Genomic DNA, 14,966 nt, shown 5'->3' on the forward strand with positions numbered 1-14,966 from the left:
CCCGGCGGCCCCGGGGGCTCCGGGCGGCCCCGCGAGGCCCGCCAACCCGGGGGCGCCCGGCGGTCACGCGGGAGCGCCCGGCGGTCACGGAGGCCACGGCAAGGGCGGCGGCGCCACGACGCCGGGCGCCGCGACCGCCGGCCAGCCCGCCAGGGCCCCCAAGCCCACGCCGGTGGACGGCGACCTCCCCGTCACCGGCTGACGACGCGGCCGCACGCCCCCGGTCCCGCCCGGCCAGCCGGCCGGCCGGCCGGCCGGGGGCGTGCGCACGCCGGTCGGTGGCCCGGGTCAGCTGGCCAGGGACTTCTCAAAATGAACGATCGCGCCGTTCCTGTCGGCGCGACCGGTGATGTTCAGGTCTTCGGTGAAGGCTCTCATCAGCTGGAGCCCCCTCCCGCTCTCCGCGATCGGCAGAGCGCGGCGCTCGCGTTTCCACAGCGCCATGTCGCCGGAACGGCCGCCGTCGATGACGTCCACGACGCAGCGCACACCGTCCATATGCGCGCGGACCTCGTACTCACGGCTCGACTCGGCGTGCTGGATGACGTTGGCGCAGGCCTCGCCAAGAGCCAGCGCGATGTCGGCACGAATCTCGGAGGTCACTCCCAAGCCCCGCAGGGACGCGTCGAGCGTATGCCGCACCAGTGGCGCGCTCTCGGCGTCCCGGGGCAAGGTCATCTCGATCACGACCTCCATGGCACCCTCCATTCCCCGTCGATAGATCAAGAGTTCCCGATGTGATCGAGCGGAAACACAGCGCTTCGGCAATGTGTCGAAACCCTCCCGGCCGGGTTCGAATGGGAAATGATTCTCACTGGCTACTCACCTGGCTGACAAAGCGGGCCGATTATCCGTGCTCCCGCGCGACAGTGCAGGCCCGCGGCGCTCCGCGATAATCCGTTGGCTTCCGTCCGCGGACGGAAGGGCATCCCCGTCGACGACGCACGGTTCGCTGGAGGTTCGGTGCCGCGACACCCAGATCCCCCGCACGGTGACGACCGGCGGCTCGCCGAGGAGCTGCGCGAGCGGCGCCCCGGCGCCGTCGGGCACGTCTACAACGTCTACGGGCCGCAGCTGTTCGAGTACGCGCACGGCCTGCTGGGCGATCGCGACCTGGCCGTGGAGGCGGTCCGGGCCGCGCTGCTCGCCGGGCGCGACGGCCCGGACGCCGTCCCCGGCCCGGAGCGGTTCCGCACCTGGCTGTACGGCCTCGTCCAGGACGAGTGCCTGGGCCGTCTCGAGGACGAGTCCACCGGGGCCGCCCCCACGGTCACGCCGCCGGCGGGCGCGGCCGAGCAGAGGGCACTGGCGCTGGCCGTCCAGCGGAACCTGCCCGTCGCCGAGTCGTCGGTCCTGGTGGGGCCGCCGCGGCCGGACGGCGGCGAGGGCCGGACGGCCTTCGCGGCGCCCGCCCCGGACATGCCCCCGGAGTTCATGGCGGCCGCGGCCCTCGAAGGAACCTCGAACCCGCAGGATCCCGGGCCGACCGACGACCCCGTCCAAGCCCTGGTGGCGCTCGCCACTCCCCAGCCGGACCCGACCGCCCTCGACGCCCACCAGGCCGCGCCCTTGCCGGAACCGGCCACTCCCCACGGGACCCCTGTGGCGGGGGAGGCGCACCGGAAGAAGGACGAGCCCTCCCCGCGCGTGCACCGCGCCAGGCTGCTGCTCATCGCGGTCGGGAGCGCCGCCGCCGTCGTACTGACCGGCCTGCTCATCATCGCCCAGATGCCGGACGACGGACCGCCCCCGGCGGGAGCCGCCGCCGCGCCCGGCACCACCGCGCCGCCCGTCCCGCCGCCGTCCGCGACCGCGCCGTCCGCGACCCCGGAGCCCAAGAAGACCAAGAAGCCCGAGCGGCGGACCACGACCAGGCCCGCGTCGTCCGGACGCCCCCGGCTGGTGATCGGCGACTCCGGCTGCCGCTCGGTCGCCGCGGCCGGGCTCGGCGGACGGTGCAGCATCCGGCTCACCGCGCGCGGCGGGACCGTCCGCTGGTCGGTCTCCTCGGTCAGCGGGACGGGCGTGTTCGCCTCCGGCGGCGGCACGCTGTCCAGCGGCCGGTCCACCTCGGTGACCGTGACCGTGCGGCCCTCCATCCGCTGCTACACGCGCGGCGGCGGCACCGGCAGCGTCGCGTTCTCGCCCGGCGGGCAGGCGAGCGTGAGCTACACCTGCCGGCCCGGCTGAGCCCGTCCGGGGACGCCCGGCGGCTGCTAACGTCGCCGCCTGTGGTGAACGTCTACGTAGGGAACGCCGGAGTCGACGCCCCCGGCGACCGGGGCTGGCTGCTGGGCCACTTCAAACCGCCCGGCGACCCCAGGCACAGCGACGACGTCGAGATCAAGTGGGGCACCCACCGGCCCGGCGACCGGCGCGCGCAGTGGGCCACCGGCGAGCGGCGCACCGCCCTGCTGGTGCTGATCAGCGGCCGGTTCCGGGTCGAGCTGCCGGGCCGGAGCGTGCTGCTGGGCAAGCAGGGCGACTACGTCGTCTGGGGGCCGGGCGTGGACCACTCCTGGTACGCCGAGGAGGAGTCGGTCGTGCTGACCGTCCGGTGGCCGTCGATCCCCGGCTACGCCGTACCGGAGGACCTCCTGAACGACTGATCCCCCGGCCGCCGGTCAGGTCGCCACGGGTTCCTCGCGCGCCGGCCCGCCGTCGCCCTCCCCGTCGACGGCCGCCTCCGGGCCGGGGTCGGAGCCGTCCTTGCCGTTCGTCCCGTTGCCCGGGACGACACGCAGCTCGAAGTCGCCGTCGTACAGCTCGTGCCCGGTGATGACGGCCGTCTCGACGGCCTGCTCCCCGCGCTCGCCGCGCAGGATCAGCGGGTCGTGCCGCAGGTCCCGCATCAGCGCCACGCACATCCCCACCATCACCAGCATGAACGGCACGGCCACCAGGATCGTGAGGTTCTTCAGCCCGGTCAGCGCCGCGTCACCGCCGCCGCCGACCAGCAGCATGATCGCCGCGACCGCGCCGGTCAGCACGCCCCAGATCACCACCACGGCCCGGGTGGGCTCCAGCGTGCCGCGCTGCGACAGCGTCCCCATGACGATCGAGGCCGCGTCCGCGCCGGACACGAAGAAGATCCCCACCAGGATCATCACCAGCAGGCCGGTGACGCCCGCGATCGGGTACTCCCGCAACACCGCGAACAGCTGCCCCTCCGGGGTGGCGTCGCCGCCGGTCAGCCCGGCGCCCTGCGACTCCAGCCGGGTCGCCGTGCCGCCGAACACCGCGAACCACACCAGGCTGACCACGCTCGGCACCAGGATCACGCCGCCGACGAACTGCCGGATGGTGCGGCCCCGGCTGATCCGGGCGATGAACAGGCCCACGAACGGCGTCCAGGAGATCCACCAGGCCCAGTAGAACACCGACCAGTTCGACAGCCACTCGGCGATGTTGTCCCCGGCGGTCGCCTCGGTCCGGGCCGCCATCTGCGGCAGGTCCTGCAGGTACGCGCCGATCGAGGTGGGCAGCAGGTCCAGGATCTGGACGGTCGGGCCGAGCACGAAGACGAACACGACCAGCATCAGCGCCAGCACCATGTTGGTGTTGGACAGCCACTGGATGCCCTTGTCGATGCCGGAGACGGCGGAGGCGACGAACGCCAGCGTCAGCACGACGATGATGAGGACCAGGATCCCCTCGGAGATCTCGTCGGTCCATCCGGCCGCCTTGGCGCCGCTGCTGATCTGCAGCGCGCCCAGTCCCAGCGAGGCGGCGGAGCCGAACAGCGTGGCGAAGATCGCCAGGATGTCGATCACCTTGCCGGTGCCGCCGTTGGCGTGCTTCTCGCCGATCAGCGGGGTGAACACCGCGCTGATGGTCTGCCGCCGGCCCCGGCGGTAGCAGCTGTAGGCGATGCCCAGGCCGACCACCGCGTAGATCGCCCACGGGTGCAGCGTCCAGTGGAACAGCGTGGTCGCCATCGCGGTCTCGATCTTGTCCGCGGGAACGGTGTCGTGGGTGCCGGGCGGCGGGTCGGCGTAGTGGGTGAGCGGCTCGTTCACCCCGTAGAACATCAGCCCGATGCCCATGCCCGCGCTGAACATCATCGCGACCCAGGAGATCGTCCGGAACTCCGGCTCCTCCCCCTCCTGCCCCAGCGTGATCTTCCCGTACCGGCTGAACGCCAGCCACAGCGCGAACACCACGAATCCGGAGGCGGCCAGCACGAACGCCCAGCCCAGGTTGTGCATGGTGCCGGTCAGGAGGGAGGTCGACACCTCCTCCAGCGAGTCGGTGGCGGTGGCGCCCCAGACCACGAAGGCGAGGGTCAGCACCGCCGTCACGCCGAACACGATCCAGTCGGTCCGGGGCGGCAGCGCTCCCCTCAGCCCGGCCGACGTGCCCAGGACCTCCTCACCGCCCTTGCTGTCCGGTTTCACGTGTTCCTCCGGCATGTTCCTCGTCCTTCTGTCTCGTTCTCTGCACCGGACGCCCGTCCGCACCTCGCGGATGGACCGTTCCGGCCACGGCTCGCCGCGCACCTCCGCGCTCCGACCACCCCAGCCCGCATAACAGACCAAAAGAAAAACAGTGCAGTCAAGTAAACCTAGATGCCCGTTCAAGCGTCAGGCAACACACGCCGGTACGCACGGTGACGCCCGCACCCCGCCGCGCCACCGGCCGGAGCCACCGGCCGGAGCCACCGTCCAGGGGCCCGATCCGCCCTGCTCAGCCCCCGTACAGGAGCCGGACGACCGCCCGCCTGAACTCGCCGAACGCCGGCGACTCGCCCCCGAACCCCTGAAGGAACCCCAGCAGCGCCTGCAGGCCGCCCGGGTAGTCCAGGCAGGTGCGGATGATCTCGTAGGTGTCGGACCGGGCATTGAACGACCGCGGGATCACACCGGCGATCTCCACCGGCAGCGCCGCCACCACCCGCTCCCGCTCCCCCGCCAGTTGCGCCATCCCCAACGCCAGATCCACCAACGCGAACAGCACGGCGCCCGCGCGCAGGACGCCGGCCGACGCTTCTACCGGAGTTCGAGCAGTTCTTCGCGAACAGGGCGCTTCAGCACAGCGGCCAACACCCTGGGGAGACGACGGACCAGACCGATAACGGCACAAGCCGACGAAATCGGCTATTGCGCAAGCCTGAAAACAATCAATGTCTTCAGAGAAGACCGATTCGGCCAGAAGTCATCCGAAACACGAACTAGAGCCGACCGTCGGTACCAGGAGTCAGCCGCTCAGATCGTTCGAAAAGCCACGACCCGGTCGGCCCGACCCCGGCGCCGGATCCAGTGTCTCGAACAAGGCCCGCATGAGCGGCGACTCAGGGGAGGTGGTCAGGCGAGAGAACGACAGGCCGGAGGTGTCGATGAGCTCAAGGCTCGCCTGGGGACCGGCGTGCACATCGGAACTCGCCTGTGTCATGCACTCTCCCTGGTCGCAGGCATGGGACACTGCTGGTCATCATTATACCCGGCCACCCGATCGACATGGCCGCGCCGCCCTGCGGCAGGCGACGCCGCCGGGCTGTTCCATCCGAAGCCCGTGCCCGTAGCGCAAGTTTAGGACATCAATAATCCAAATTATTGGAGCCCAAAATTAGAGCCTCGTCGGATGAGATGATCCCCTGAACCCGCTCACGCAAAGGGAATGGCCGATCCGCCCGCCGCATCGGACTTGTCTCTCCGCTTGACAGTACGGAGAATTGCGTGCATTGGTCGATACCTATGCAGAGGTGGCTCGGATGACCAACCCACGCCCGGGAGCAACGCGACCGGCCGGACGTGTTCCCGAGGTATGGGGAAGGATCCCACCCCGCAACAAGAACTTCACCGGCCGGAAAGAGTTGCTCGGCCGGCTCCACGACGGCATCGCGGGGCAGGTCACGGCGGTCGTGCCGCACGCGCTGCACGGCCTGGGCGGCGTCGGCAAGACCCAGATGGCCGTCGAGTACGCCTACCGCTTCCGTTCGGAGTACGACGTCGTCTGGTGGATCCCCGCCGACCAGCCCGTGCTGGTGCGCTCCTCGCTGGCGAGCCTGGCGCCGTCCCTCGGGCTGCCGACGCCCACCGCCAGCGGCATCGAGGACGCCGCCAAGGCCGTGCTCGAGGCGCTGCGGCGGGGAGAGCCGTACGACCGGTGGCTGCTCATCTTCGACAACGCCGACCAGCCCGAGGACCTGAACGACATCATCCCGCACGGCCCCGGGCACGTCCTGATCACCTCCCGCAACCACCGCTGGGAGGGCGTCGTCGACACCGTCGCGGTGGACGTGTTCCGCCGCGAGGAGAGCCTGGAGTTCCTGCGGAAGCGGGTGCCGCGGGCCATCACCGACGAGGACGCCGACCGGCTCGCGCACGAGCTCGGCGACCTCCCGCTCGCGCTCGAACAGGCCGGCGCGCTGCAGGCCGAGACCGGCATGAGCGTGTCGGAGTACCTCGGGCTGCTGGCCGAGCGCACCAGCCAGCTGCTAGCCGAGGGCAAGCCCAGCGAATACCCCGTGCCGATGACGGCCGCGTGGGGGCTGTCGGTGGCCAGCCTCAACGACAAGCTTCCCGAGGCCATCGCCCTGCTCCGCTGCTGCGCCTTCTTCGGTCCCGAGCCGATCCCCCGGGACGCATTCAGCCAGCCGCGCGTGGAACTCGGCGACCCCCTGGCCGGGCTGGTCCGCGACCCCATCCTGCTCAGCCGGGTGATCGGCGAGCTGGGCCGGTACGCCCTGGCGCGCCTGGACATACCCCACCGCACCATCCAGGTCCACCGGCTGATCCAGGCGCTGCTGCGCGAGGAGCTGCCGCCGGACGAGCAGGGCCGGCTGCGCGACGAGGTCCACCTGCTGCTCGCCGGGTACGCCCCCGGCGACCCCCGGGAGCCCGGCAGCTGGAAGCGCTACTCCGAGCTGCTGGGCCACATCGTCCCGGCGAAGGTCGGCTTCAGTCAGGTGCCCGACGCCCGACGCCTCTCCATCGACATCGTCCGGTACCTGTACGCGTCGGGCGACTTCGAGTCGGCCCGTGACCATGCGGAGAGCTTCCTCACCAAGTGGATCGCCGACTCCGGTGAGGAGCACTCGGACGTCATCGAACTCCGCATGGAACAGGCCAACATCCTGCGGGACCTCGGCGACTACGAAGCCTCGTCCAATCTCAATCTCAACACCCTGAAGGCGGCCGAGAAGACCCTTGGTCCCGATGACGAGCTGACGCTGCGCTTCCTGCGCGGGGAGGGCGCCGACCTCCGTGCCCACGGCGAGTTCCAGCGTGCGCTCGAACGCGACGAGGAACTCCTGCGCCGCTACGAGGCCAAGTTCGGTCAGGTTGACCTGAGGACCATCAGAACGGCGAACAACGTGGCGCTGGACTACGGGCTCAGCAGTGCCTACGTCCGCTCCAAGGAAGTGCTGGAAGACGCCTACCAGGCCTGCCTCGCCCTGGAGGCGAACAACTTCGACAAGCTGACCCACATCGCCATCTGGAGCGGGCTCGCTCGCGCCGTCCGGCTGTGCGGCGACTACTCGGAAGCCTGCGACCTGGGCGAGGACGCCTACGCCTACAGCGTCGAGGAGTTGGGGGTGGAACACACCCGGACGCTCCGGACCGGCAAGGACCTGTCCATTGCCTGGCGCCTGCTGGGCGAGCTCGATCGTGCCGCCGAGTTGACCGAAGAAGTTCACGTCCGATGCGTCCGGCAGTTCGGCCTCGACCACCCGGACACCCTCGCCGCGGCGATGTGCCTGGCCAATCTCCTGCGCACCCGTGGCGACATCTCGGAGGCCTTGGACTTGGCCGCGGACACGGTACGGCGCTATCCCAAGGTCTACGGGCCCGCCCACCCGTACAACTACGGCTGCATGGGGAACCTCGCCATCATGCACCGTGTCCGGGACGACCCGCACTCCGCACGTGAACTCAACGAACGGGCGTTGGCCGGGCTGGAATCGAAGCTGGGCCGCGACCACCACTATGCCCTGACCGTCGCGACGAACCTCGCCAGTGACCTGGCGGCGCAGGGCGACCACGACAACGCGTGCCGCCTGGGGCGGGGCACCCTCCGGCGGCTGCGCGCCGTCCTGGGCGCCGAGCACCCCATGACCCTCCTCTGCGCCGCCAATCTGACATCGGATCTGAAGGTGCTGGGCGAGGAAGAGGAGGCCATGGGTCTCTTCGAAGAGACCAGGGCCGCGTACCACCGGACGCTGGGCCTCGAACATCCCAGCGCGGCGCTCTTCCTCGAGGGCGGGCGCATCAACGTCGGCTTCGACCCGCCCCCGATCTAGGAGGTCGTCGCGCCTCGCAGGGCCTCGACGTCGGCGGACACGACCCCGTGGATGTACGTGATCAGCCGGTAGAGGTCATTGCAGTAGATGGAGCGGTCGCGGAAGCCGTTTCCCGAACGGTAACGGTGCACGTAGTGCCCGCCGCCGCACACACGCTTGATCCGGCAACTCGCGCAATGGGGACCGAGGGCCCGTTGCCCGATCTGGCGGGCGACGATCGGCGGCAGCATCAGGGCCGCGTCGAACGGGTCGCGCGAGACGTGCAGCGGCGTGACCGCAGCCCCCTCGAACGTCGACTTGAGCGAGTCCACCTGCTCGATCTGACCGTTGGCCTCCACCACGACCAGCGCGATCGGCGCCAGCCCGACCGCCTCGGCGGTGGGATGCCCGCCCAGCAGCAGGCGCATGATGTCATCGAACAGCCGGAGGCGGGTCTCCCTGGCCTTCGCGCCGTACCAGCGGTCGAACACGCTGATGAGCCAGTCGCCGTACGGCGTGGTGTCGTCCGGGGGACGCCCCGGAGGCGGCGAGTCCCAGTTCCCGTGCGGCAACAGGAAATCCACGGCGGGCGGCTCGAAGTCGAGCAAGGCCTCATAGGTCCGTACCGGATCGTTCTTCAGGTCGATCGTGCCCAGCAGTCCACCGAACAGCCGCTTGTACCGAGGCGCCCGCAACGCCTCGACGCCGGCGCGCACCGCCTGGAAACTGCCCCGCCCGTTGGCGCGGCGCCGATGGAGGTCATGGCCTTCCTCGTCGCCGTCCATGCTGACCCCGACCATGATGTCCAGTTCATCGAAGAGCTCGAGGAACTCGGCATCGATGAGCACACCGTTCGTCTGCACATGCAGGCCGACGTCGATCTCGGGCATGGCCCGGCGCAGGGTGCTCGCCGTGTAGCGCACGTGCTCGACCCCGGCCAGCAGCGGCTCACCGCCGTGCAAGATCACGTCGACCTTGGGCAGGAGGTTCGACCTGGCGTGCTCGGCGATCCTGCGCGCCACCTGGTCGACGATGGGACGGCTCATCCGCCGTGGTTGGCGTCGCCACCCCTGGTCCGCCATCTCGTACATGTAGCAGTAGTCACAGGCCAGGTTGCAGCGGCTGTGAATCTTGAGCACGAACTCGCGGAACGGCGTCGGCCGCCAGCCCTCCTCAAGGAGGGCCCTCACATCGAGAGTGTCGGGCCACTCGGGCCGCGGGCGGTGGGTAGGCAACTCAACGTCGAAGGCCACGTTCGCCCTCCTCAGTGAGATTCGAGCGCGGCGCCGCGCACCAGACTCCTCGTCCGCCCACGTACGAGGCCACGTGCGCTAGCTCCGATCGTCGACGATGGCCCAGCGCTCATGGTCCCGCCACACCCCCTCGATCCTAATCAGTTTCGGCGAGAATCCCTCCCGGCGCAGGCCGACCTTGGCCGCCAGGCTCAGCGACGCCGTGTTCCCCGGCTGGATGTCGGCCTCCAGCCGGTGCAGCCCCAGCCGCTCGAACCCGTGCCGGACCGCCAGCGCGACGCCCTCCGTCATATAGCCGCGCCCCTCGTGCGGCGTGAAGGCCCCGTACCCCAGCACGCCCTTCTCGTACGAGCCGCGCTCGATCCGGCTGATGCTGACGAACCCCGCGATCGCCCCGGTCTTCCGCAGGCAGACGACGAACCCCACGGCCGCGACCTGGTCGAACCGGGCCAGGTACTCCTCGAACCCCTGCTCCGTGGTGGGCACCCACACCCAGGGATGGTGCAGGTCCCCGCTGGCCCTCGCCAGGCCGATGAACTCGTCCCTGTCATCGGCCGAGGTACGCCGCAGCACCACCCGACCGCCGTCCCCGGCGTCGTCCACCGGCCGCCCGTGCTCCATGCGCCCAGTATCGCCCGGTACGCGAACCGAAAACCGCCGGACCGGGCGCGGTCCAACGGAGCCCTCTCCAGGCGCGCACGCTCGGATCAGCCCAGCCGCTCGGCCAGGAAGTCCTCCCACGTCCGCCCGCCGAGGTCGGCCCCTTCGAGGGTCAGGTTGTCGCCGGCCCGGTACGCGCGTCCGACCTTCCCCGGGATCCGGACCGGCACCATCGCCCGCCGCTTCCCGCGCACCCGCAGGTACTCGCGGACGAGATCGGCCATCCCGTACACCGCCGGCCCGGCCAGATCGTCCACCAGGCCGGCCGGCTCGCCGAGCGTCAGTTCCGCGAGCCGGGACGCCACGTCCCGCGCGTCGACCGGCTGGAACCGTAGCCCGCCCGGCGCCGGGACGGCCGGCAGCGCCGCCATCTTCCGCACCACCCCCAGCACCAGGTCGTGGAACTGGGCCGCCCGCAGCATCGTCCACGGGACGCCGGAGCCGGTCACGGCCTCCTCCGCGCCCAGCTGCGTCCGGAACCAGCCCAGCGGCATCCGGTCGGCCCCGATGACCGAGATGTGCACCAGGTGCCGCGCACCGGCCCGCGACACGGCCCGCGCGAGGTTGCGGGTCGCCGCGTCGTCGCCCTTGGGGCCGCCCGCCAGGTGCAGGACGGTCTCGGCCCCGTCCACCGCGGCCTCGATCCCCTCCCCCGCGAGCAGGTCGCCGGTCACGTGCTCGACGCCGTCCGACGGGTCCCCGCCGCGGCGGCTGAGCACCCGCACCTTGCACCCCGCGTCCAGCAGCAGCGGCGTGACGTGGCGTCCCAGGGTGCCGGTGCCGCCGGTGATCAGGACGGATGATGTCATGGCCTTCTCCAGAGCTCGCTCTCGGACCGGGCTCCCGCCCGGCCGGACCACCGGTTCCGGGGTCCCGCCTCTCTGAAACGCCGCCCGCGAGGAATGTGACAGATGGACGAGAACGCATCGCTGACCGAGCGTTTCGAGGCGGACAGGACCCATCTGCGAGCCGTCGCCTACCGGATGCTCGGCTCGCTCAGCGAGGCCGAGGACGCCCTGCAGGAGGCCTGGCTGCGCGCCAGCCGCGCCGACACCTCCGACGTCGCCAACCTCGGCGGCTGGCTGACCACGGTGGTGGCGCGGGTGTGCCTGAACATGCTGCGCGCGCGCCGTTCACGCCGCGAGGAGCCCATCGAGTCGCTCGCACCGGACCAGGCCCCCGCCGCCCGCGACGCCGGCGCCGACCCCGAGCGGGAGGCGCTGCTGGCCGACTCGGTCGGGGTCGCGCTGCTGGTCGTCCTGGACACGCTGGCACCGGCCGAACGGCTCGCCTTCGTGCTGCACGACATGTTCGCCGTGCCCTTCGACCAGATCGGCCCGATGATCGAGCGGTCCCCGGCCGCGGCGAGGCAGCTCGCGAGCCGCGCCCGCCGCCGCGTCAAGGGCGGCACTCCGGCTCCCGGCGCCGACCTGACCCGCCAGCGCCGCGTCGTCGAGGCGTTCCTGGCCGCCACCCGCGGCGGCGACTTCCAGGCGCTGGTCACGCTGCTGCACCCGGACGTGGTGCTCCGCGCGGACGCGGCCGTCGTCCCGACGCCCCGTCCCATCGTGGTGCGCGGCGCCGGCAGCGTCGCCGAGGGCGCGATGGCCGCCACGGGCCGGGCGCGCTTCACCGGGACGGCGCTCATCAACGGTTCGGCCGGGCTGGCCATGGCCCCGGGCGGCCGGCTGTCCCTGGTCCTCGCCTTCACGTTCGACGGCGACCGGATCACCGAGATCGACGTCATCGCCGAGCCGTCCCGCCTCGACCGCCTCGACCTGACCCCGCTCCCGGCCTGATCTGAGATCATGGATCATGGCCGAACGCATCGGAGGGCCGGTCGGCGCCGACGGCCGCCACCCGCTGCTCCTGCCCGATGACGCCACCGAGCTGGTCGACGAGGAACTCCTCCGGCACGACGAACTCGACGCGATCTCCCACGGGCCGAGGGTCGATTTCCGCACGGCGCTCCGCCTGGACGGCCCGCTCGCCGGGCAGACCGCCTACGCCGTCAACGAGCTCGGCTCCCGGTCCGGGTTCTACGAGCTGGTCGAACTCGCCGAGGGCGAGATGCGGCTGGTCGGGCTGAACGGCCGCCCTCTGCCCTAGGCGACATCCGCGGACGGCACTCTCCGGCAAGCAGCCGTTTGCCTGGCCTCAGCGAAGGAGGCACTGCAGACCCGCAAAGTGCAGGCGAACGCCCACGGAGGACCATGACCGACATCGACAGCACGGTCGTCGACGCCGCCGAACTGCTCGCGACGGCCATCCGGCACCTGAACGACCACGACACCCGGCGGCCCATCGCGGAGATCCCGACCCTGGACGAAGCGGCAACGCGGCCGTTCCGGCCGTTCCCGGCCCTGGCGATCGCCATGGCGTCCCACGTTCTCAGCGCATGGGAGGTGAGGACGTTCCAGGTCGAACGCGGCGACCACGGCGACCGGATCCGCTCCTTCACCGCCGTCGGCCGCGACCCCCTGCGCCCCTTCCGCGCGTGCACGGTGTTCGTCCCGGACCTCGGTACGCAACGCGTCGTCGAGATGTGCGGGCACGCCTTCTGCCCGAACATCGCCCCCGCGGGCCCCGGAAGCCGCTGCCCGGAACATCTGCGGGACCCTGCACCCGAGACCCCGCTCCATTGGCTCCGGCTGGCCGGTGAAGCCGCCAGAGCAGCGGAGCGCGAGCGCGGTGACCGTCCCGAAACGGAGAACCTGGCCCTGGCCTCCGTCCGCCTGGGACTCCCCCTGGACGAGATCTGCCGGGCGACCTTCCTCAACGAATGGACGGTGCAGGCCCTGGCGGACGAGCCCCCGCCGCTACCGGACGACGTCGCCGACTCCGACAACCCCGATCAATGGCCGCTCGTCCTCACCCCGGACCGGGACATCACCGCAGCCGACGCCCACCGGGTCTACGTCCTCGACGGCGGAAGATACGCTCCCGCCGATCCGCCCCCGGAAACGGTGCTCGCCCGCAGCGGCGGGTTCTACACCTACTTCCACACCCATGACCATGGGCCGCTCATCGTGGCCGGGGAGGATCGGCGCTTCTTCAGATTGGAATGGTGGCAGATCCAGGACCACCTGCCGCAACACCGCCTGGCCCGCCGAGCCGACGAACGCAGACAGGAAATGTACGAGCCCCCGGACCCCTGGGGAGAGCACTGGTAGGCACCGGTCACCCGCCCGAAAAGCGGGAATCCGCCGCCCCACCCGAACCTGGTGAGACGGCGGATGCCCACACTGCGATCCCTAGATGTCGCCGTCCTCGTAGCTCTCGTAGTTCTCGTCCTGGTCGCCGTAGCTCCCGTCGTAGCCCTCCTGGCCCTTGTTGGCGCCCTCGTGGCCCTTGAGCCCCGCGTGGTGCCCCTTCTCGCCCTCGTGGCCGCTCTGAAGGCCCTCGTGGCCCCCCTGCTGCCCCTTGTGGCCGCCCTGGAGGCCCTCGTGGCCCCCCTGCTGCCCCTTGTGGCCGCCCTGGAGGCCCTTCTCGCCCTGGCTCTTGTCGCCGCCCTGGAGACCCTTCTCGCCCTGGGCCTTGTCGCCGCCCTGCTGACCCTCGTGGACGACCTGCTGGCCCTTGTCGCCCTGGAGGCCCTTGTCGCCGTCGCGGCCCTTGTCGCCCTGGGGAGCCTTGTCGCCCTGGGGAGCCTTGTCGCCCTGGTGGGCCTTGTCGCCCTGGTGGGCCTTGTCGCCCTGGGGAGCCTTGTCGCCCTGGGGAGCCTTGTCGCCCTCGTGGCCCTTGTCGCCCTCGTGGCCCTTGTCGCCCTCGGGGCCCTTGCCGTGCTGACCGAAGAACTCCTCGAATGCCTGGCTGTGAAGACCATGGAGATGACCGAGGAACTGGCCGTGATAACCGTGCTCCCCGTGCTCGCCGTCGCAGTCCTGCGCGAACGAGCACGTGGGGGAAGTCGCTGCCTGGGCGGCGTTGGTTTGCGCCGCGCTCGACATGGTGGCGGGACCGAACGCGGCGAAGCCGGCGGCCGCGACCATGCTGGCACCGGTCAGTGCAGCCATGCGCAGCGGAGTCGGAATCTTCATGCTTCCTCCTGAAGTAAGGGCACCGAGCCCGTGTTTTCGCACGTCACGTACCCTCACCGTATTCAGGCAATTACAGAGAGTGAGTAAAGGCGTTCCAGGCTGGCCCCCACCCCGCCGCACTCTCTTGTTCTGACATCGGCCGGGTAAAGGCCAGTGATGATCACCCCACGGCACGACGGCATGCCTCTTACCCGAGGAAGCTCATTCACCCAGCGCGACCCGACAATCTGGACCGAGTTCCGCCGGTCGCAGGGGCGTGACGGCCCACCAGAAGGCGACACACGGATCACCATCAGGTCTTTACCAACACCCAAAGCCGGACCGCTGCGGCAGAGCGACTTCAGCAAAGTCACCTACAGATGGCACTCCGCGCGCCGAACCCGCACACGAATCAGCGAATCACTCACAACTCGCATAAGCCATCACAACCAGCAACCCCGTATCGCCTTGCCAGTCTCCCTCAATCGCCGCTGCTCATACGATCACGGGCATACCGGTCAGCGCAGCGCCGGCGCCTCGAGAGCCATTGACCTCGGTCGTCGCCTTCACGAGCCCGGAATCCGCACCCCGGCCAATGACCTGAATCGCAGGCAGCCTGCGCATCGAGCCGCACCCAGGCTGGAAACGGCGAGACCTCAGCAACGAAGCATCCACGAAGCCACCCGACCCCTAGTACTCCAGCTGTAGATCGCGATCTTGCTGGTTAAGGGCGTTTGGAAGCAGGACGGCCACCGCGTGATCATCGTTGTTTGTGAGGACAAACGAAAACCGGGCGGTGGCCGCTGGCCACAG

General features: G+C 70.6%; 15 protein-coding genes. 7 read left to right on the forward strand and 8 right to left on the reverse strand.

The genetic code is table 11. From position 1 onward, the window contains the following. Window positions 1–202 (forward strand): hypothetical protein (locus ACFPZN_RS53805; RefSeq protein WP_378292758.1); only part of this gene is annotated, 202 nt, incomplete at its 5' end. Between the two features lie 86 nt (window positions 203–288). Here the strand turns inward: ACFPZN_RS53805 and ACFPZN_RS53810 are convergent. Next, complete coding sequence (locus ACFPZN_RS53810) at window positions 289–696, reverse strand: ATP-binding protein (protein WP_378292760.1); 408 nt, start codon at window positions 694–696, stop codon at window positions 289–291. 267 nt (window positions 697–963) lie between these two features. Here ACFPZN_RS53810 and ACFPZN_RS53815 point away from each other — a divergent pair, with 267 nt between their 5' ends. Both ACFPZN_RS53815 and ACFPZN_RS53820 read left to right on the forward strand, forming a co-directional pair. Then, the gene (locus tag ACFPZN_RS53815; protein ID WP_378292762.1) at window positions 964–2,190 is read left to right on the forward strand and encodes a hypothetical protein; all 1,227 of its coding nucleotides are present in this window, start codon (window positions 964–966) and stop codon (window positions 2,188–2,190) included. Window positions 2,191–2,231: 41 nt separating this feature from the next. After that, window positions 2,232–2,609, forward strand: a complete 378-nt coding sequence (locus ACFPZN_RS53820; RefSeq protein ID WP_378292764.1) for a cupin domain-containing protein — start codon at window positions 2,232–2,234, stop codon at window positions 2,607–2,609. A 15-nt stretch (window positions 2,610–2,624) separates the two neighbouring features. Here the strand turns inward: ACFPZN_RS53820 and ACFPZN_RS53825 are convergent, their stop codons facing one another. From ACFPZN_RS53825 to ACFPZN_RS53835, 3 genes are all read right to left on the reverse strand, one after another. Continuing rightward, a complete protein-coding gene (locus ACFPZN_RS53825; RefSeq protein ID WP_378292766.1) occupies window positions 2,625–4,412 on the reverse strand; it encodes a BCCT family transporter in 1,788 nt (595 codons plus the stop codon). A 274-nt stretch (window positions 4,413–4,686) separates the two neighbouring features. Next, window positions 4,687–4,941, reverse strand: coding sequence for an effector-associated domain 2-containing protein (locus ACFPZN_RS53830; RefSeq protein WP_378292768.1), 255 nt, complete (start codon window positions 4,939–4,941; stop codon window positions 4,687–4,689). Window positions 4,942–5,196: 255 nt separating this feature from the next. After that, window positions 5,197–5,391 (reverse strand): hypothetical protein, encoded by a 195-nt coding sequence (locus tag ACFPZN_RS53835; RefSeq protein WP_378292770.1) that lies wholly within the window; start codon window positions 5,389–5,391, stop codon window positions 5,197–5,199. Window positions 5,392–5,710: 319 nt separating this feature from the next. Here ACFPZN_RS53835 and fxsT point away from each other — a divergent pair, with 319 nt between their 5' ends. Continuing rightward, on the forward strand, window positions 5,711–8,242 hold the full coding sequence (fxsT, locus tag ACFPZN_RS53840) for an FxSxx-COOH system tetratricopeptide repeat protein (RefSeq protein WP_378292772.1): 2,532 nt from the start codon (window positions 5,711–5,713) through the stop codon (window positions 8,240–8,242). Here the strand turns inward: fxsT and ACFPZN_RS53845 are convergent. The 3 genes from ACFPZN_RS53845 to ACFPZN_RS53855 all read right to left on the reverse strand — a co-directional run bounded on the left by ACFPZN_RS53845 (window position 8,239) and on the right by ACFPZN_RS53855 (window position 10,943). After that, a complete protein-coding gene (locus ACFPZN_RS53845) occupies window positions 8,239–9,474 on the reverse strand; it encodes an FxsB family cyclophane-forming radical SAM/SPASM peptide maturase (protein ID WP_378292774.1) in 1,236 nt (411 codons plus the stop codon). The genes fxsT and ACFPZN_RS53845 overlap by 4 nt on opposite strands. A 78-nt stretch (window positions 9,475–9,552) precedes the next feature. Continuing rightward, window positions 9,553–10,095 (reverse strand): GNAT family N-acetyltransferase, encoded by a 543-nt coding sequence (locus ACFPZN_RS53850; RefSeq protein ID WP_378292776.1) that lies wholly within the window; start codon window positions 10,093–10,095, stop codon window positions 9,553–9,555. Between the two features lie 86 nt (window positions 10,096–10,181). Beyond that, window positions 10,182–10,943: an SDR family oxidoreductase gene (locus tag ACFPZN_RS53855; protein ID WP_378292778.1), complete on the reverse strand. Its 762-nt coding sequence runs from the start codon at window positions 10,941–10,943 to the stop codon at window positions 10,182–10,184. Window positions 10,944–11,045: 102 nt separating this feature from the next. Here ACFPZN_RS53855 and ACFPZN_RS53860 point away from each other — a divergent pair, with 102 nt between their 5' ends. From ACFPZN_RS53860 to ACFPZN_RS53870, 3 genes are all read left to right on the forward strand, one after another. Next, window positions 11,046–11,933, forward strand: coding sequence for a sigma-70 family RNA polymerase sigma factor (locus tag ACFPZN_RS53860; RefSeq protein WP_378292780.1), 888 nt, complete (start codon window positions 11,046–11,048; stop codon window positions 11,931–11,933). A 16-nt stretch (window positions 11,934–11,949) separates the two neighbouring features. Then, window positions 11,950–12,243 (forward strand): hypothetical protein, encoded by a 294-nt coding sequence (locus tag ACFPZN_RS53865; protein WP_378292782.1) that lies wholly within the window; start codon window positions 11,950–11,952, stop codon window positions 12,241–12,243. A 104-nt stretch (window positions 12,244–12,347) separates the two neighbouring features. Continuing rightward, on the forward strand, window positions 12,348–13,307 hold the full coding sequence (locus ACFPZN_RS53870; protein ID WP_378292784.1) for a hypothetical protein: 960 nt from the start codon (window positions 12,348–12,350) through the stop codon (window positions 13,305–13,307). Between the two features lie 81 nt (window positions 13,308–13,388). On the opposite strand, the gene ACFPZN_RS53875 is transcribed toward ACFPZN_RS53870, so the two are convergent. Next, on the reverse strand, window positions 13,389–14,174 hold the full coding sequence (locus ACFPZN_RS53875; protein ID WP_378292786.1) for a collagen-like domain-containing protein: 786 nt from the start codon (window positions 14,172–14,174) through the stop codon (window positions 13,389–13,391). Window positions 14,175–14,966: the final 792 nt, after the last annotated feature.

Origin of the sequence: Actinomadura rugatobispora, from assembly GCF_042656285.1 — a bacterium.
Classification (GTDB): Bacteria; Actinomycetota; Actinomycetes; order Streptosporangiales; family Streptosporangiaceae; genus Spirillospora; species Spirillospora rugatobispora.